Origin of the sequence: Paraglaciecola mesophila KMM 241 (genome assembly GCF_000315015.1) — a bacterium.
Taxonomy (GTDB): domain Bacteria; phylum Pseudomonadota; class Gammaproteobacteria; order Enterobacterales; family Alteromonadaceae; genus Paraglaciecola; species Paraglaciecola mesophila.
On record NZ_BAEP01000070.1, the window covers coordinates 1 to 17,147 of the forward strand.

The 17,147-nt window shown below is 43.7% G+C and carries 17 protein-coding genes; 15 read left to right on the forward strand and 2 right to left on the reverse strand.

The genetic code is table 11. The features are described 5' to 3' along the window. Nucleotides 1–131 precede the first annotated feature (131 nt). Nucleotides 132–716, reverse strand: coding sequence for a Maf family protein (locus tag GMES_RS16375; protein ID WP_006993864.1), 585 nt, complete (start codon nt 714–716; stop codon nt 132–134). 123 nt (nt 717–839) lie between these two features. On the opposite strand from GMES_RS16375, the gene yceD reads away from it, so the two are divergent. The 13 genes from yceD to GMES_RS16440 all read left to right on the forward strand — a co-directional run bounded on the left by yceD (nt 840) and on the right by GMES_RS16440 (nt 11,413). Beyond that, complete coding sequence (gene yceD, locus GMES_RS16380; RefSeq protein ID WP_006993865.1) at nt 840–1,367, forward strand: 23S rRNA accumulation protein YceD; 528 nt, start codon at nt 840–842, stop codon at nt 1,365–1,367. Between the two features lie 10 nt (nt 1,368–1,377). Then, a complete protein-coding gene (rpmF, locus tag GMES_RS16385; RefSeq protein ID WP_011574931.1) occupies nt 1,378–1,548 on the forward strand; it encodes a 50S ribosomal protein L32 in 171 nt (56 codons plus the stop codon). Nucleotides 1,549–1,560: 12 nt separating this feature from the next. Beyond that, the gene (gene plsX, locus GMES_RS16390) at nt 1,561–2,586 is read left to right on the forward strand and encodes a phosphate acyltransferase PlsX (protein ID WP_006993866.1); all 1,026 of its coding nucleotides are present in this window, start codon (nt 1,561–1,563) and stop codon (nt 2,584–2,586) included. A 3-nt stretch (nt 2,587–2,589) separates the two neighbouring features. After that, nucleotides 2,590–3,549, forward strand: coding sequence for a beta-ketoacyl-ACP synthase III (locus GMES_RS16395; protein WP_006993867.1), 960 nt, complete (start codon nt 2,590–2,592; stop codon nt 3,547–3,549). A 61-nt stretch (nt 3,550–3,610) separates the two neighbouring features. Beyond that, complete coding sequence (gene fabD / locus GMES_RS16400) at nt 3,611–4,540, forward strand: ACP S-malonyltransferase (RefSeq protein WP_006993868.1); 930 nt, start codon at nt 3,611–3,613, stop codon at nt 4,538–4,540. Between the two features lie 14 nt (nt 4,541–4,554). After that, nucleotides 4,555–5,292, forward strand: coding sequence for a 3-oxoacyl-ACP reductase FabG (gene fabG / locus GMES_RS16405; protein WP_006993869.1), 738 nt, complete (start codon nt 4,555–4,557; stop codon nt 5,290–5,292). Between the two features lie 183 nt (nt 5,293–5,475). Next, a complete protein-coding gene (gene acpP / locus GMES_RS16410; RefSeq protein WP_006993870.1) occupies nt 5,476–5,715 on the forward strand; it encodes an acyl carrier protein in 240 nt (79 codons plus the stop codon). Nucleotides 5,716–5,793: 78 nt separating this feature from the next. Beyond that, nucleotides 5,794–7,032, forward strand: coding sequence for a beta-ketoacyl-ACP synthase II (gene fabF / locus GMES_RS16415; RefSeq protein WP_006993871.1), 1,239 nt, complete (start codon nt 5,794–5,796; stop codon nt 7,030–7,032). A gap of 115 nt (nt 7,033–7,147) precedes the next feature. Next, nucleotides 7,148–7,963 carry an aminodeoxychorismate lyase gene (gene pabC, locus GMES_RS16420; RefSeq protein ID WP_006993872.1) on the forward strand — a complete coding sequence of 272 codons (816 nt, stop codon included), beginning with the start codon at nt 7,148–7,150 and terminating at the stop codon, nt 7,961–7,963. 24 nt (nt 7,964–7,987) lie between these two features. Continuing rightward, entirely contained in the window at nt 7,988–8,986 is a 999-nt protein-coding gene (gene mltG, locus GMES_RS16425) for an endolytic transglycosylase MltG (RefSeq protein ID WP_083879624.1), read from the forward strand. A 68-nt stretch (nt 8,987–9,054) separates the two neighbouring features. Further along, nucleotides 9,055–9,684, forward strand: coding sequence for a dTMP kinase (gene tmk / locus GMES_RS16430; RefSeq protein WP_006993874.1), 630 nt, complete (start codon nt 9,055–9,057; stop codon nt 9,682–9,684). A 1-nt stretch (nt 9,685) separates the two neighbouring features. Continuing rightward, nucleotides 9,686–10,588 carry a DNA polymerase III subunit delta' gene (gene holB, locus GMES_RS16435; RefSeq protein WP_006993875.1) on the forward strand — a complete coding sequence of 301 codons (903 nt, stop codon included), beginning with the start codon at nt 9,686–9,688 and terminating at the stop codon, nt 10,586–10,588. A 51-nt stretch (nt 10,589–10,639) separates the two neighbouring features. Then, nucleotides 10,640–11,413: a TatD family hydrolase gene (locus GMES_RS16440; RefSeq protein ID WP_006993876.1), complete on the forward strand. Its 774-nt coding sequence runs from the start codon at nt 10,640–10,642 to the stop codon at nt 11,411–11,413. A gap of 155 nt (nt 11,414–11,568) precedes the next feature. On the opposite strand, the gene GMES_RS16445 is transcribed toward GMES_RS16440, so the two are convergent. Beyond that, on the reverse strand, nt 11,569–12,081 hold the full coding sequence (locus GMES_RS16445; RefSeq protein ID WP_006993877.1) for a hypothetical protein: 513 nt from the start codon (nt 12,079–12,081) through the stop codon (nt 11,569–11,571). A 403-nt stretch (nt 12,082–12,484) separates the two neighbouring features. Between GMES_RS16445 and GMES_RS16450 the strand changes: the two genes are divergently transcribed. Both GMES_RS16450 and GMES_RS16455 read left to right on the forward strand, forming a co-directional pair. Next, nucleotides 12,485–14,302, forward strand: coding sequence for an alpha-amylase family glycosyl hydrolase (locus GMES_RS16450; protein WP_006993878.1), 1,818 nt, complete (start codon nt 12,485–12,487; stop codon nt 14,300–14,302). A 422-nt stretch (nt 14,303–14,724) separates the two neighbouring features. Beyond that, nucleotides 14,725–17,073 (forward strand): membrane-bound PQQ-dependent dehydrogenase, glucose/quinate/shikimate family, encoded by a 2,349-nt coding sequence (locus tag GMES_RS16455; protein WP_006993880.1) that lies wholly within the window; start codon nt 14,725–14,727, stop codon nt 17,071–17,073. The last annotated feature ends 74 nt before the right edge of the window (nt 17,074–17,147 follow it).

Here is a 17,147-nt window from a genome sequence, read left to right on the forward strand (position 1 = left end):
GGGATTCAGGTGTGCAAATTGTCCACTGGCGCAAGCAATTATCTAGCATGCTCGATAATCTTTAGCGAATTAGCTATTCATTTGTTCTTTTAAGAGACGTCGCTTAACCGGGCAATTAAAGGACGTTTCATCTATTGCATATGCTCAAAAACATCAAATTCAAACCTTTCTAGCATCGCCACTAGTGCAATTAGGGGTAGGCCAATAAGGGTATTAGGGTCGCGACCATCTAATGACGAAAATAACGCTATTCCCAAATCTTCGCTTTTAAAACTACCGGCACAATCATAAGGCTCTTCAAGTTCCAGATATCGATTAATTTGTTTAGCACTGAGTGATTTAAATGTTACACCAAATGTTTCAACAATCGTTTCCTGACGATATGTTGTGCTATCAAGTAAAGATAATCCGGTAAAAAAAGTAACGGTATTTCCGCTTAGCTGTGTAAGTTGGTCAAATGCCTTAAGCTTATTACCAGGTTTACCGAGAATAACACCGTCGATACAAGCCACTTGATCAGAGCCTATAATAAGACCTTTTTCAGCTTCTCCTACAGATAATGCTTTTTCTCGTGCCAATCGCGCCACTAAATTGTTAGCAGATTCATTATTCATCGGCGTTTCATCCACGCTGGGTGAAACACATGAAAAAGGGATGAACAGCTTTTTAAGAATGTTTTCTCGATAAGGGGAGGTTGAAGCAAGAATTAGTTTCATCAATTCGACGACCTGTATTATTATTGACGGCCGACATAAAAGCATAAATTGCTTAATTTACATAGGACTTAAGATTATATTTTCTTTGACTAAACCCTTTTCAGCCTTTATGATGCGCGCGCTATGCAGAAAGTAAAATTACCTAAACAACTCGATCCAATCAAAAGTGCGACAAAACGCTCTGAATATCAGGGGGTAATGTTAACGGCTGATATGCCGAGATTGCTAAGTACAGTTGCTGGCGTAGACGACGAAGTTGATATCGAAGTGAAGTTTTTAAAAGACGAGCAGGGTCTTTCATACTTCGAAGGTCAAATTCGTTGTGAAACATCACTTGTCTGTCAAAGATGTAATGGTGTTTTTACTCATCCTTTAGATGTGTCGTTTTGTTTCAGTCCTGTGCAGGGACTTGATGATGAAAAGGCCGATGAGTTACCGGATATTTACGACCCGGTAGAGGTCAATGACCACGGAGAAGTCAATTTACTTCAAATTTTTGAAGACGAAATGATCATCTCTTTGCCCATTGTCGCCCTTCATGCAGAGGAGGATTGTGACATTAAAGCAGAGGACATGACGTTCGGAAAAATTGAACCGGTCGATGAACGTCCAAACCCGTTCGCGGTTTTGAAAGAACTTAAGCGAGACTAGGAGCAAACTAATGGCAGTACAAAAGAATCGTAAAACTCGTTCTAAGCGTGGCATGCGTCGTTCGCATGATGCGTTGGGAACTGCGACTATGTCTGTAGATTCAACATCAGGTGAGACGCACGTTCGTCATCACGTTACAGCTGATGGTTACTACAAAGGCAAAAAAGTTCTCTCACTATAATTTGAGATAACTTTGCGTCATCTAACCTTAGCGTTAGATATTATGGGGGGCGATAACGGCCCCCATATTATTCTATCTGCTGCTTTAAAAGCACTGAATGAATTCCCCTACCTTAATTTAGTCTTTTGCGGAGACGAAGGTGTTATTACATCTTGGTTAAACCAGCACTCCGCTTCCTTATCTAATCGATATTCAATAGTTCATTGTAACCAACAGGTTTTGATGGATGACAATCCTGTTACGGCACTTCGACATAAAAAAGACTCGTCTATGGCCTGTGCCATTAAGCAGGTTCACAATGGACAAGCGGATGCGTGTGTAAGTGCCGGTAATACCGGCGCTTTGCTGGCAATGGCATGCTCTCAACTTAAGACCCTCTCAGGTGTCAACCGTCCTGCTTTGGTATCAAGTTTACCCACTGCTAAGGGTCGCAAAGTCTATCTTTTAGATTTAGGCGCGACGGTACAAAGCGACGCACAAACATTGCTACAAAATGCAGTTATGGGGTCTGTATTAGCTGAGCAAATTGCAGGAATTGAGCGCCCGAGAGTGGCTATTTTAAACGTAGGGGTAGAGCAAATTAAAGGCCCTGCGAATATCAAAGAGGCAAGTCAATTATTAGCCGCTAGCGACCACATAAACTATATTGGTTTCGTTGAAGGTGACGATATATTTAACGATATTGCTGATGTCATTGTAACCGACGGTTTCTCGGGAAACATCGCTTTGAAATCTTGCGAAGGACTGGTTAAGTTATTGATAGAGCAAGTAAAGCGGGATGCTAAGCGAAATATATTGAGTAAAATCATGGCAAAGCTGGCCATGCCCCTATTACGTCGTCTTTATTTGCGAGTGAACCCCGACCAGTATAACGGTGCGAGTCTGATAGGATTGCGCGGAATTGTGGTCAAAAGCCACGGAAATGCCTCGGATGAGGCTTTTTTGTATGCGATCCGCGAAGCGGTTCAAGAAGCCGAAAGGCAAGTTCCCACAAAAATTAAAGATAAGATAGAAAACCTCTTGATGGAGCGATCGTAATAAATGAATTCTAGAATAATTGGTACTGGTAGTTATTATCCAAGCGACGTGCGCACCAACGCCGACTTATCCCTCATGGTAGATACTTCAGACGAATGGATAACAGATCGCACAGGTATCAAAGAGCGCCGCATTATCGGGGAGCATGAAACCGCGGCCACGATGGGCTTTGAGGCGAGTAAAAAAGCGCTAGAAGCAGCTGGAATAGACGCCAAATCATTAGACATGATTGTGTGTGCCACAACCAGCGGACGCCACTCTCTACCTAGCACGGCGTGCGAGATCCAAAAAGCGTTAGACATCGATGGCATTCCCGCATTTGACGTTGCAGCCGCCTGCGCAGGGTATTGCTATGCTTTAAGCGTGGCTGATCAATACATTAAATCAGGCATGGCAAAACGTATTTTGGTCGTAGGAACTGATTGCCTGAGTCGTATGATCAGCCCTGAAGACCGCACTATGGTGATTTTATTTGGTGACGCTGCAGGTGCAACGATTATCGAAGCGAGCGAAGAGCCTGGTATATTATCCACCCATATCCATGCTGCGGGGTCATATGGTGATTTATTGGCCATTGGTAACCCCACTCGTGGGGATGAGCTATCTATCCATGAAAACTGGGGAACCATGAAAGGCAATGAAGTATTCCGCGTTGCTGTGACAAAGTTAAGTGAAATCGTTGAAGAAACCTTAGCCGCCAATAATATGCAAAAATCTGATTTAGATTGGCTCGTTCCTCACCAAGCTAATTTCCGAATAATCAAAGCCACGGCCAAGAAATTAGATATGTCGCTTGATCAAGTGGTTATGACACTTGAGCGATATGGTAATACGTCAGCGGCGACGGTCCCTACGGCGTTAGATGAAGCAGTTCGAGACGGGCGTATCAAACGAGGGCAAAACCTCCTATTAGAAGCCTTTGGTGGTGGTTTTGCCTGGGCGTCTGCTTTAGTGCGATATTAAATACCAGCATCATTGTTATGGTTATAACTATTATTTTAGTGAGTAAATGAAAGGAAGTTTTATGTCAAAACGCGCGTGGGTGTTCCCAGGTCAGGGTTCACAAACAGTGGGCATGTTGAAAGACTTAGCGGCTAATCATCCGCTAGTAGAAGAAACATTTGGTCGGGCAAGCAAAGTCTTAGGTTACGACCTTTGGGACGTAGTGCAAAACGACAGTGGTCAAACATTAGGACAAACGCAAGTGACTCAGCCTGCGTTGTTGGCTGCTAGTTTCGCTATATTCCAAGTTTTAAAATCACAAAGCGCTAATTTGCCGCATTATCTTGCAGGTCATAGTTTGGGAGAATATTCAGCCCTTGTGTGTGCGGGTGTTCTATCATTTGAAGACGGTATCAAATTAGTAGAAGCGCGCGGCCAATTTATGCAACAGGCTGTCCCTGAAGGGGTAGGGGCGATGTATGCGATTATTGGGCTTGATGATGCTAAAGTGATTCAAGCCTGCGAACAAGCTCAAGACGAAACACAGCAAATTGTGTCTGCGGTAAACTTTAACTCACCTGGCCAAATCGTTATTGCAGGTAATGCAGAAGCGGCCGAAAAAGCAGCTGTACTGTGCAAAGAAGCGGGCGCAAAACGTGCTCTACCTTTAGCTGTAAGTGTACCTTCTCACTGTGCTTTGATGAAACCCGCAGCAGATAAACTTGCTGAGCTGTTTGAAACTATCGAGTTTACTCCCCCTTCTATTGGGGTGATAAACAATGTTGATGTCGCTATTGAATCTAACGTACAAGATATTAAATCTGCACTTTTACGCCAGTTATATAACCCAGTGCGCTGGACTGAAACCGTTCAGAAGCTGTCCGCTTTAGGTGTAAGTCAGATTCATGAAATTGGCCCAGGTAAGGTGTTAACTGGCTTGATAAAACGCATAGATAAATCATTGAGCTGTGATGCGGTAAACAACGCAGAAACAGTGTCAACAATTCAATAATATAGAGATAATGTATGTCTGGATTAGACGGAAAAATAGCACTTGTAACGGGTGCTAGCCGCGGTATCGGTAAAGCGATCGCTGAGCAATTAGTGAATGATGGGGCGACGGTTATTGGTACTGCTACCTCTGAAGCTGGCGCCAGCGCCATCAGTGAATATTTAGCGGACAATGGCAAAGGCATGGTACTCAACGTATCAGAGCCAGAATCGATGACTCGTTTGTTATCTGACATCGCAGAGCAGTTTGGTGTGATCGATATTTTGGTCAATAATGCCGGCATCACCCGGGATAACTTGCTCATGCGAATGAAAGATGAAGAATGGCAAGATATTATTAATACCAACCTCACATCCGTGTTTAACATGTCTAAAGCAGTTTTACGTGGCATGATGAAAAAACGTTGTGGTAGAATCATCAATATTGGTTCTGTTGTTGGCAGTTCAGGTAATGCCGGTCAAGCAAACTATGCTGCAGCGAAAGCAGGCGTCATTGGTTTTACTAAATCAATGGCACGTGAAGTCGCTTCTCGGGGAATTACCGTCAATGTAGTTGCTCCAGGTTTCATTGATACTGATATGACCAAGGCACTGAATGACGACCAACGCGAGGCCATTTTTAAAGATATTCCAGCAAATCGTTTAGGCTCTGTTCAAGAAGTAGCCTCAGCGGTTGGCTTTTTAGCTAGCAATAGCGCCGCATACATAACGGGCGAAACCCTGCATGTAAACGGTGGAATGTATATGGGGTAGTATGTTTATTTAATAACCTAGGTTGTTAAAACATTGCTTGCCTGTTAATTTTTTGTTGATTATTATATAGTTTTTAGTGGTTCGACCAGTAAAAAACTTCAATGTCTTGCTTGCAAGGCGGTGGGTTGGTGAATACACTACTCGAAATTTATATCTAGCGACTTTTAAGGGAAAACTAGAATTATGAGTGACATCGAAGAACGCGTTAAAAAAATCATTATTGAACAACTTGGTGTTAAAGAAGAAGAAGTAAAATCAGAAGCCTCGTTTGTTGATGATTTAGGTGCGGATTCTCTAGACACAGTTGAATTGGTTATGGCTTTAGAAGAGGAATTCGATACTGAAATTCCTGATGAAGAAGCAGAAAAAATTACAACAGTTCAATCTGCAATTGACTACGTTAACGCTCACAAAGACGCGTAAACAGTTTTTAAAAACGGCTCTTTCTGAGCCGTTTCTCTTATCTAATACACCAAATTTATATTACGTTCGGAGGCCAAAGTGGCTAAACGTCGGGTTGTAGTAACCGGTCTTGGCGTACTCTCTCCTGTGGGCAATGATTATGCTTCCACGTGGCAGAATATCGTCGGCGGTAAAAGTGGCATAGGCCCTATCACGGTTTTTGATGCATCTGAATACACCACGCATTTCGCAGGTGAAGTGAAAGGCTTCAACGTTGAAGATTACATCGCCAAAAAAGAAACCAAGAAAATGGATAAGTTTATCCAGTTTGGTATTGCGGCTGGAAAGCAAGCATTAGTGGACTCAGGTTTAGCCATTACTGAAAAGAACGCATCTCGAGTTGGCGTAGCCATTGGCTCTGGTATTGGCGGTTTAAGTTTGATTGAAGAAAATCATACTAAATTAGTTAACTCTGGACCTAAGCGTATCTCGCCCTTTTTTGTACCAGCTACCATCACCAATATGATTTCAGGCTTCCTGTCTATTATGGAAGGTTTGAAAGGCCCTAATTTAAATATTGTGACTGCCTGTACTACAGGTGTTCATAATATGGGGATCGCTGCACGTACCATTGCTTATGGCGATGCAGATGCGATGTTAGCTGGCGGTGCGGAAGCGTCTATTTGCCCATTGGGCTTAGGTGGCTTTGCGGCTGCTAGAGCATTATCGACTCGTAACGATAACCCACAAATAGCCAGTCGCCCATGGGACAAACACCGAGACGGCTTTGTTATGGGCGAGGGTGCCGGTGTTGTTATGCTAGAAGAGTATGAATCAGCTAAGGCTCGCGGCGCAAAAATCTATGCTGAGCTTGTTGGTTTTGGCATGAGTGGTGACGCTCATCACATGACATCACCGCCTGAAAATGGTGAAGGTGCAGCAGCTGCAATGCACAATGCACTCAATGACGCCTCAGTGAATGCGGACCAAGTTGGTTATATCAACGCGCATGGTACATCGACACCGGCGGGTGATGTGGCAGAAGTCGCCGCAGTAAAAACTATTTTTCAGGACAGCGCCAAAAAGGTACTTGTTAGCTCAACGAAATCCATGACCGGTCATTTATTAGGTGCCGCTGGTGCAGTGGAGGCTATTTTCACTATCTTAGCGTTGAAAGACCAAGTGGCACCACCGACTATCAACTTAGACAATCCAGGTGAAGGGTGCGATCTCGATTTTGTTGCACACGAAGCCCGCTCTATCAAAATGGAGTACGCCTTGTGTAATTCATTTGGATTTGGCGGTACTAATGGTTCGTTGCTATTTAAAAAAGTCTAATTTATCACGCGCGAATAGTATCTAAACGAAGCCTGTAATATCATTGCTATTACAGGCTTTTTTGCATCAGATTGCTCCCTTTATTCTAAGACATGATTTATTCAAAGACTCACATATGATTGTAAATGGTTCATCCGCGACACAACTCGATATCACAGATAGAGCGACCCAATACGGCGATGGGTGCTTCACCACCATGTTAGTTAAAGACGGAAAGGTTGAGTATTGGGACGCGCATTTAACACGGTTACAATCCACCTGTGAGCGCTTGTTTATTTCTTCAATAAATTGGGGGGAATTAACGCTACATGTATCGGAGCTCGCAAAACAACAAACGCTTGGTGTTTTGAAGGTGTTAATTTCACGAGGCTCCGGTGGACGTGGTTATAGCCCTGAGGGGGCTAATACCCCTGTTTACATCGTTAGCCAACATTCTTTTCCTGCTCATTACCAAGACTGGCAACGAAAGGGTATCGAACTAAATGTCAGCAGTATTACGTTAGCCAAACAACCATTGCTTGCGGGATTGAAACATTTGAACCGCTTAGAGCAAGTACTGATAAAGCACGAATTAGCTAATGATGCCTTTCAAGATTGCTTGGTTCTCGATACTGATGATGTCATTGTTGAATCCTCGGTGGGAAATGTATTTTGGTATGGCGAAAATGCATGGCATACACCTGCGCTTAATTTTAGTGGCGTTGAAGGCGTTATGCGTAACCAAGTAATGGTATATTTATCGGCTAATCAGGTACCAATCCATCAGTGCAGAGAAGGGCTCAACAGCATACAATCTGCCTCGGAGGTTTTCGTGTGTAATAGCTTGATGGGCATTGTCCCTGTATCAGCAATTGAGTTTAGTGATGGCCACAGGGCATATTATTTAAGTGAGAAAACTCGGGATTTACAGAACGGAGTAATGAATTATTAGTATTAAAAAACAAGGGACGAAGTTTTGAGAATCAACGTTATCAAAGTGTCCTCATTATTGATGACCGTAGTGATTGTTACGTTAATGACAGGCTTGCATTACCTAAAGCAGCAAGCAGAAAAACCATTATCGCTTGATGAGCCACTTTTACTCACTGTTAAGAAAGGTCAATTCTCTAACAGCATTTTAAAGAAGCTGAAAGAACAATCACTGATTGAGGATACATTCGGCCTTAAAGTAATGCTTAAAATGATGCCGGAGATCGCCGAAGTAAAAGCAGGCACGTACGAGATCGCGCCAGGAATGAACGGTATCGATGTTTTCCAACTTATTGCCAGTGGTAAGGAGAAGCAATTCACGCTCACGCTGGTAGAAGGCCTTAGGTGGCAAGATTGGGAAAAGCAGCTTACGAATCATCCCTACGTTAAGGTGGGTCAAGATTTTAGCGAAAATATAAAAAGTTTTAGCCACGATATAGAAGGCCAATCTTTGGAGGGATGGCTGATGCCCGACACCTACCACTTTGTGGCAGGTACCAGTGCATTTACCCTAGTAAAGTGGGCTTACAACGCAATGCAAAAAGAACTCGCACTACAATGGCAAAATCGCTACCAAAATGTGCCTTATGCAACTCCATACGAAGCGCTTATTATGGCGTCCATCATTGAAAAAGAAACCGCATTAAGCGAAGAGAGAAGTCGTATAGCAGGCGTTTTTGTTAATCGCCTAAGATTGAACATGCGCCTACAAACCGATCCTACTGTTATTTATGGCATTGAAGATTTCGACGGTAATATCAGGCGTAAAGACTTAAGACAAGCAACACCTTATAATACTTACGTGATTAAAGGTTTAACCCCAACCCCCATCGCCATGCCCAGCAAGCTAGCGATAAATGCAGCCCTTAACCCGTTAGCCACTGACGAGCTGTATTTTGTGTCCAAAGGGGATGGCAGTCATCACTTTTCAGAAACGTTACAAGAACATAATCAGGCCGTACGTCAATACCAATTAAATCGTTGACTCGGTTGAAGCATACTACTTAAGAACATCTAATAAACACGCCACAGTGAGCGTAAAGGAAATGAAGTTTGATACACCCAGGTAAATTTATTGTCATTGAAGGATTAGAGGGTGCAGGTAAAAGCACCGCAGTGAATATCGTAAAATCCTGCATAGAACAAGCTGGGCACAGTTTAACCTGCACCCGAGAGCCAGGTGGAACAGCTATGGCTGAGGCCATTCGTGAGTGTGTTAAAAAAGACTGGCAGAACGAAACGGTAACCACAGAAGCTGAACTGTTACTCATGTATGCTGCCCGCGCTCAGCTACTGCACAATGTTATTCACCCCGCATTAAAGTCAGGGTCATGGGTGTTAGGCGATCGCCATGATATGTCATCTCAAGCCTATCAAGGCGGAGGGCGAGAAATACCCCAAACATTGATTCAACCTCTGCGTGATATTACCTTGAAGGGATTCGTACCTGATTTCACCTTATACTTAGACGTTGAACCAAGTATAGGATTAGCACGAGCAAGAGGCCGTGGCGAGTTGGACCGCATAGAGCAGCTTGATATATCCTTTTTTGAACGTACTCGTGCTCGTTATCTTAGTTTAGCAGAGCAAGATGAGAACTGTGTTGTCATCAATACAATGCAGTCAATCGAGCAAGTGCATCACGATATTCAACACGCCATGCAACAGTTTTTGGCGGTATAAGGTGTATTCTTGGTTACACGCATCTTTGCAGCAATTGTCTCAGCGCGCAGCGGCATACTCTTTGCACCATGCGTTACTGCTAAAAGGTGAAAAAGGCATAGGCATAACGGAAATTGCACAACAACTAGGGCAGTTTCTACTATGTGCTAATAAACCTTCTCTCCCGCAAGAAGACTTAGGTCCTTGTGGTCATTGTCAGTCATGTTTGTTGTTAGCGGCAGGGAATCATCCGGATTTGTATGAAATTCGTTCTGACAAGCAAATTGGTGTCGACGCCATTCGCGACGCAATTAAAAAACTCTCAGGCTCTGCGCAACTTTCAGGCGCTAAAGTGTTGGTTATTCATGACGCGCACACCATGACAGAGTCCAGTGCCAACGCATTGTTAAAAACCTTAGAAGAGCCAACGAACAATACCTTCTTACTGTTATTAAGTAGTCATCCTGAGCGCTTACTTCCGACCATTTTGAGTCGCTGTGAGAAGGTGGCGTTACCAAGCCCGACTCAACAAGAGTGCATTACTTGGTTAAAAGATGAAGGCTATGCAAATGTTGATGAAGCTTTGTTGCGTTTATACGGTACGTCTCCTTTAGTACTGATTGAGCATGTAAAAACACCGCCCAAAGTCAATTATCAAGAGCTGGTTGAAAATCTAGGGTACTTGAAGGTGGGTACGGCAGACCCAGCCGCACTGGCAGCGAAATGGCAAGATGAAGCCATAACAATTGTAAAGTGGTTACAGGTATGGCTTGTAAACGAACTTAAAGCTGGCCAAAAAAACACGGAACACTTATGGCAGATGCACGGGCGATGCGTCAACGCTAACGAGCAATTGCGCAACCCAGGCGTTAATAAAACCCTGGTACTTGTTAATATATTGCAGTCGATGGCACAAAAGGCCTAACGACAGTAATTTGCTTGGTATTAGATTAACGATTTAAAGTAGGAATATTCTTTGTTTGTAGATTCGCATTGTCACTTAGACCGATTAGATAAAAGCCCACAAGCCTTAAAGGAAGTCATCCATTTTGCACAGCAACGCGGTGTAGAGCATTTTCTTTGTGTTTGCGTGTCCGTCAATGACTTTCCAGCCATGATGAAATCCATTAAACCTTTTAATAATGTTTCAGCATCCTGTGGCGTACACCCACTTCACCAAGATGAGGCTTGCACTTATGAAGAGTTACTCACTATGGCCAAGTCCGAGAATATCGTCGCGATAGGTGAAACAGGCTTGGACTATTTTTACAGTGCAGATACCAAAGACGTGCAGTTAACATCTTTTGTCGATCATATAAAAGTAGCCAATGAGCTGAATAAGCCTTTAATCGTTCATACGCGAGATGCTCGTCACGATACTATATCCTTATTGAAAGAGCACAAAGCGCCTCACACGCGCGGTGTGCTGCACTGCTTTACGGAAGACTGGGAAATGGCACAAGCGGCTATAGAATTAGGGTTTTACATTTCTATTTCAGGGATCGTCACATTCAAGAGTGCCCAAGCATTACAAGAAGTGGTTAAAAAAATTCCATTAGAGAGCCTACTGATTGAAACAGACTCGCCTTGGCTCGCCCCTGTTCCGTATCGAGGTAAGCAAAACCAGCCCGGTTACGTTCGAGAAGTGGGAGAATTCATTGCTCAGCTCAAAGGGATTTCCGTTGACGAACTGGCAAAAGCCACCACTCACAACTTTTATACCTTGTTTAATATCCCCAGAACCGCCTAGTCATAGGTTGTCTATTTGATTTAATGATGCCGCATGATGTGAGGCATCGTTACATCAATTGTATGCGCTGCTCGCCATCAAGACTAAACCTTTGATGTCTGGTCTGCGTTCACAGCAATTTCGATAAATAACTGCGTTTATCTCTTGGCTCTCTATTATAAACTCGTTGATATTGACTCCGCTGAGGTATTAAGAACTTCATATCCTTTTTCGGTCTTTTCATGAGAGGGGCTGTTCACCACGACGATCCATTTTCCGGCTGAAGTCGCTTCACGAGTTTGATTAACGACTGCATCCTGGTCGGGTCTTAGCGAAGCCAATCCAGCGATCATCAGGCCAACAAAAAAGCCTAGAATGGCTAACGCAATGACGGTCAACGCTGGGCTGGTTTGAGTATAAACAGGTCCATAAAATCCTAACAGTACTCCACAAAACACGCCTAATACCACACCACAAAGGGCGAACCCCATGTGGGCCTTGAGCATAAACAGTCCGACTTTTTTATCGTCGTTTTCTAATTTATCATCAAAATGTGGATCATGAGGCGCAACAATACTCACCTCATTGTGTGATAGACCTGTGGCACCCATCACTGCTGATGCTGCATTTTTGGCAGCCATCTCGTCGCCATAAATGGCGCTTATTTTACCTCTGATTTCTTGGCTCATCACAATTTCCTTTTAGCTTATCCATCCTCTTAAAACAAAATGGATGTTTATTCGATATTAAGAGCGTTGCAAAACTTGTACCTTCGAACATATTTGTAAACACGCGGTTCGACCCATCCCAAATTAAAGCTGTTCAGCGTGTCTTGCTGACAAAAAAAGCAAATTACTCGGGTATTGATAGACGAAAAAATTACCCTTTCAGTGAAAATTTTACTCATCAGAATTTAGTTTTAACTATTTAAGAGATTTACTGTAAGTATTATGTTGGAAGGGGTAGGCGTTAAATAAGACCAACAAAATCAATAAGCCAACCGCTAATATATTTCACAAGCTAAAAGTCCACCAAGTTGGCGCGTATTCCGCTTAGTGCATAGTTCTTCTACTTCATTTACCGAGACCTTCAATGTCAAAAGAACGTATTGCATCCATGGGATTATTCAAATTAGATAAAGGCTATGAAGTCGCGCTGTGGGCGCCCAACGCCAAAGCCGTAGCCATGCGGGGTGAATTTGATGATTGGAGTGAAAAGGGCGTTGCTCTTACACTTGAAAATGATGGAATATGGACTGGTCAAATTCCCCTGTTAAAGAATCATCAAAAATACCAATTTAGTATTACCACGCAATCTGGTGATGTGCTTAAACGCAACGACCCTAGAGCACGATTATTAACGAACAGTGTGGGCGCATCAGTCGTCTATGATGACGATTACCAGTGGCCCGAAAAAACATTTCAAATGCCAGACAAAAGCGCTCTTGTTATTTATGAACTTCACATAGGAACGTTTAATTGCAAAGCTATCGGTGAGAACGGCGAACCGAATGAGCCCGGTACCTTTAAAAGCACCATCGAAAAGTTAGACTACCTCGTACAACTAGGCATTAACTGTATTGAAGTTATGCCGGTAAATGAATTTGCGGGTGACTTCAGTTGGGGTTACAACCCCGCATACCCATTTGCGGTGGAGGAAGCTTACGGCGGCCCTGATGGTTTAAAAGATTTGGTACGCGAGGCTCACGCTAGGGGGATCGCTGTTGTGCTTGATGTGGTTTACAACCATTTTGGACCAAGCGACCTTCATCTATGGCAATTTGATGGATGGTCTGAAAATAATAAAGGTGGGATCTACTTTTATAACGATTGGCGCAGTGATACTCCATGGGGTGACACAAGGCCTGATTACGGTCGACCAGAAGTACGCCAGTACATATACGACAACGCAATGATGTGGCTTGAAGAGTTTCGTCTAGATGGATTGCGCATGGACATGATCCCCTACATGCGCTCAGTCAGTGGCTCTGAGCATCCGGATGATGCAATTGAAGAAGCATATGATTTAATTCGCTGGTTAAATAGCGAAATTGCAAGTCACCACCCTGGTAAAATTGTCGTAGCTGAGGATCTGCATGGAAACGATTTTGTCACTGATAAAACTAAACACGGTGGTTTAGGGTATACCGCGCAGTGGGATGCAGACTTTGTTCATCCAATAAGAGATGTACTAACACAACCTGAAGATGATAGCCGAGATTTAAACCTAGTAGAAAAAGCATTAACTAGGCAATACTCCGGTGATTCATTAAGTCGAGTTGTGTATGTTGAATCTCATGACGAGGTCGCTAATGGCAGTGCAAGGCTGGCGGAAGAAATCGCCCCGGGGAACGTCGACAAAGATTATTTTGCACGTCAGCGCTCTGCTATAGGTGCTGCGCTTACGCTGACCGCCCCAGGGATCCCAATGTTGTTCCAAGGCCAAGAGCTACTTGAGGATTTATGGTTTGATGATAAAGACCCTATTGATTGGGCTAGAAAAGACCAATTTCCTCAGCTTCATCAAGCGTACACAACATTAGTATCCTTGCGCGTACATCATCCATCTCTGCATGGTGATGAACTCAATATCACCCACATGGATCACGACAATAAAGTATTAGCGTACACTAGGGATAAAAATGTAAACAATGAAGATGACATTAATGGCCAAGTTAACGAAGGCGACGAAACGCTATTAGTGGTTATTAATTTTAAAAATCAACGATTAGACCACTATATATTAGCCGACTTCGATAATCGAAAGTGGCAATGTATTTTCAATTGGAACAATGGTTACCATGACCCGTGTGAATTCACATTCGCTGACGGTGCACATGAACACAGCGACAACAACCAAATGATTAATATTTCTGAATATCAGGTGTTAATTTTCAAAGCTAGATATTGAACGCGTATCGGTTAGACAATTAAATAGTTAAGCCTAATATCAGTTCTTTGCAGCCCCATTCTAGTACCTCTAGCACGTGGACTATCATTGGAATTTATTGCACCCGCTTTGAAATAATTTCATTTGAAGTGGGGGCTCTAGGCTTAAACATCTGATATTCCCATCGTTGTTGGTGGTGCACGTCTTGCATTATCCCAGAGAAGTGGTGCTGTTTAGGCATGAGGTTTGCGCTGTTTTAACGGCAAATACACCCTCTAATTTAGTCAGTGTCTTCTATCAAATCATTCTTGTACTCTACTTAAAAAGGAAACCGCCAAATGCCTTCCTCCTTACGTCAACGCATTTCTAATTGGTCGTTACGAATATATTCAGTGATAAGCTTTCTGATCGGACTATATCTGGCAATAGGCGGACTGTGGTTAATGTCAGAAGGTGGATCATATTATTACGCCATTGCAGGTATCGCTTTATTGTTCAGTAGTGTCTTAATCTACTTTAAGCGACGCTCAGGACTATGGATATTTATACTGCTCTTTTTTGGCACCCTCGGTTGGACGATGTGGGAATCAGCCTTAGACTATTGGCGTTGGGTACCTAGAATGGGGGTAATAGTCGCACTCGGATTTATCCTGGCGTTATTACTTCCTAACTTAGGTTTCTCAAAACGCGCTAGTCTATCTCTCTCGGGCGCTTTTGCCGTTATTTTTATCGCTGCGTTTAGCATGGCGTTTGTCCCAACAAACTGGACGCATAATGCAACGCCCCCTCAAGTAGGAAGTAGCTTAATCAAGTTGGGTACCAACAATGGTATCAGTGATATTGACTCAGATGACTGGCCAGTTTATGGCCGAGACAATAATGCCAGTCGTTACTCTCCCGTGACTGATATTACCCCGGAGAATGTCTCGTCTCTTAAACGAGCATGGCAGTATAGGACAAAGGATATACCGTTAAAGCGCTATGGGGCTGAAACGACGCCCATTAAAATTGATGATAAATTGTATTTATGTACAGCCAGAAACCAGCTTGTCGCGCTAGATGCTCAAACGGGTAAGCAGATATGGCGCTATGATCCTGAAGTAGCAGATAAAGACATACCCTACACGGCAGCCTGTCGTGGCGTAGCGTACTATAAAGCGGTGAACAGCTCGGCTCAGGAGCAAACTGACATAAACCATAAAAGCACCGCCAGTAAAAACGCCTTAAAGCTTAATGCGCTTGCCTGTAGCGAGAGAATTGTTAGTGGCACATTAGATGGAAGGATAGTAGAAGTAGATGCACAAACCGGTAAACCCTGCATTGACTTTGGCAACCAAGGTGAGGTTGATATCAAGGAGTACATGGGTAAAACACCTAGCGGATTTGTCGCTATTACTGGCGTCCCAGTCATTGTAAAAGGAGTTATTATTACTGGACATCAAGTACTTGACGGTCAAAAACGATACGCTCCGTCGGGTGTTATAAAAGGTTTTGATGTACAAACTGGAGAACTTCTTTGGGCTTGGGATATGGTTAAGCCAAACATATCTAAGTTACCCCCAAAAGGCGAAACTTATACCCGAGGTACACCAAATATGTGGACGTCTGCCACTGGTGACAATGATTTAGGGTTGGCTTATTTACCCATGGGTAATTCATCAGCGGATTATTGGAGTGGTTCACGCACTGCAGCAGAGCTTAAATATGCAACGTCTCTCGTAGCCATGGATGTGAACACAGGCAAACCTGCTTGGTCATTTCAAACAGTTCACAAAGACGTATGGGATTATGATTTAGGCTCACAGGTTAGCCTTATTGACTATCCAACTAAAGATGGTCAAGTCCCTGCGTTGGTGTTGACAAGTAAGCAAGGTGATATTTACATATTGAATCGAGAAACAGGCGAAGCGCTCACAGGGGTTGAAGAGCGAGAGGTTCCAACGGGCGGAGTCGTGCCAGAAACTCGCTCTGAGACTCAACCATTTTCAACATTTCACACACTGCGTAAACCCGATCTTACCGCTCGTGACATGTGGGGCGTTACAATGTTTGACCAGTTGGCTTGCCGCATTCAATTCCAAAAAGCCAGTTACCAGGGCATTTATACGCCGCCCACTACCAAACAACACTGGATTGAGTACCCCGGTTACAATGGAGGCTCTGACTGGGGAAGCGTAGCAATTGACCCATCAAGAGGAGTGTTAATTGCGAATTATAATGACATGCCCAACTACAACAGACTCGTTAGCCGCGAAGAAGCAAATGAGCGAGGTTGGAAGCCAAGAGATGAGATGGAACACGACGATGGTGGAGCAGAAGGCGCTGGGGACCCGCAACAGGGCACACCTTACGCGGTTGATGTTAATGCCGGATGGCGCTTGCCTTTTACTGGATTATTATGCAAACAGCCTCCGTACGGCGGAATAAGAGCTATTAATTTGGAAGACGGTACCACGTTATGGGATCGCCCCCTCGGTACAGCCCGTAATAACGGTCCATTTGGCATTGCCTCGGGCTTACCGTTAACCATAGGCACACCCAATAACGGAGGTAGTGTCGTCACCAAAAGTGGCTTAATTTTTATAGCGGCAGCGACCGATAACTTGATCCGAGCTATTGATATCAATACAGGGGAAACGGTTTGGCAAGACGTATTACCTGCGGGTGGGCAAGCTAACCCTATGATGTATCGAGAGAAGGGTAAGAGTTATTTAGTTATTGTTGCCGCCGGGCATCATTTTATGGAAACACCTCCAGGAGATTATGTCATTGCTTATTCACTGGATGAATAATTGTATACAACACATCTAAACGCGTAAATATAGGTAAGCCTGCGCTCTTACAGGCTTACACTTACCTAAATTGT

What these genes read in the sequence shown, in the direction of transcription:
- GMES_RS16455 (WP_006993880.1), top strand. Translation starts at nt 14,725, where the DNA reads ATGTCAGAAGGTGGATCATATTATTACGCCATTGCAGGTATCGCTTTA.
- pabC (WP_006993872.1), top strand. Translation starts at nt 7,148, where the DNA reads ATGATTGTAAATGGTTCATCCGCGACACAACTCGATATCACAGATAGA.
- GMES_RS16395 (WP_006993867.1), top strand. Translation starts at nt 2,590, where the DNA reads ATGAATTCTAGAATAATTGGTACTGGTAGTTATTATCCAAGCGACGTG.
- fabG (WP_006993869.1), top strand. Translation starts at nt 4,555, where the DNA reads ATGTCTGGATTAGACGGAAAAATAGCACTTGTAACGGGTGCTAGCCGC.
- GMES_RS16450 (WP_006993878.1), top strand. Translation starts at nt 12,485, where the DNA reads ATGTCAAAAGAACGTATTGCATCCATGGGATTATTCAAATTAGATAAA.
- yceD (WP_006993865.1), top strand. Translation starts at nt 840, where the DNA reads ATGCAGAAAGTAAAATTACCTAAACAACTCGATCCAATCAAAAGTGCG.
- GMES_RS16445 (WP_006993877.1), bottom strand. Translation starts at nt 12,081, where the DNA reads ATGAGCCAAGAAATCAGAGGTAAAATAAGCGCCATTTATGGCGACGAG.
- GMES_RS16375 (WP_006993864.1), bottom strand. Translation starts at nt 716, where the DNA reads ATGAAACTAATTCTTGCTTCAACCTCCCCTTATCGAGAAAACATTCTT.
- rpmF (WP_011574931.1), top strand. Translation starts at nt 1,378, where the DNA reads ATGGCAGTACAAAAGAATCGTAAAACTCGTTCTAAGCGTGGCATGCGT.
- fabD (WP_006993868.1), top strand. Translation starts at nt 3,611, where the DNA reads ATGTCAAAACGCGCGTGGGTGTTCCCAGGTCAGGGTTCACAAACAGTG.
- acpP (WP_006993870.1), top strand. Translation starts at nt 5,476, where the DNA reads ATGAGTGACATCGAAGAACGCGTTAAAAAAATCATTATTGAACAACTT.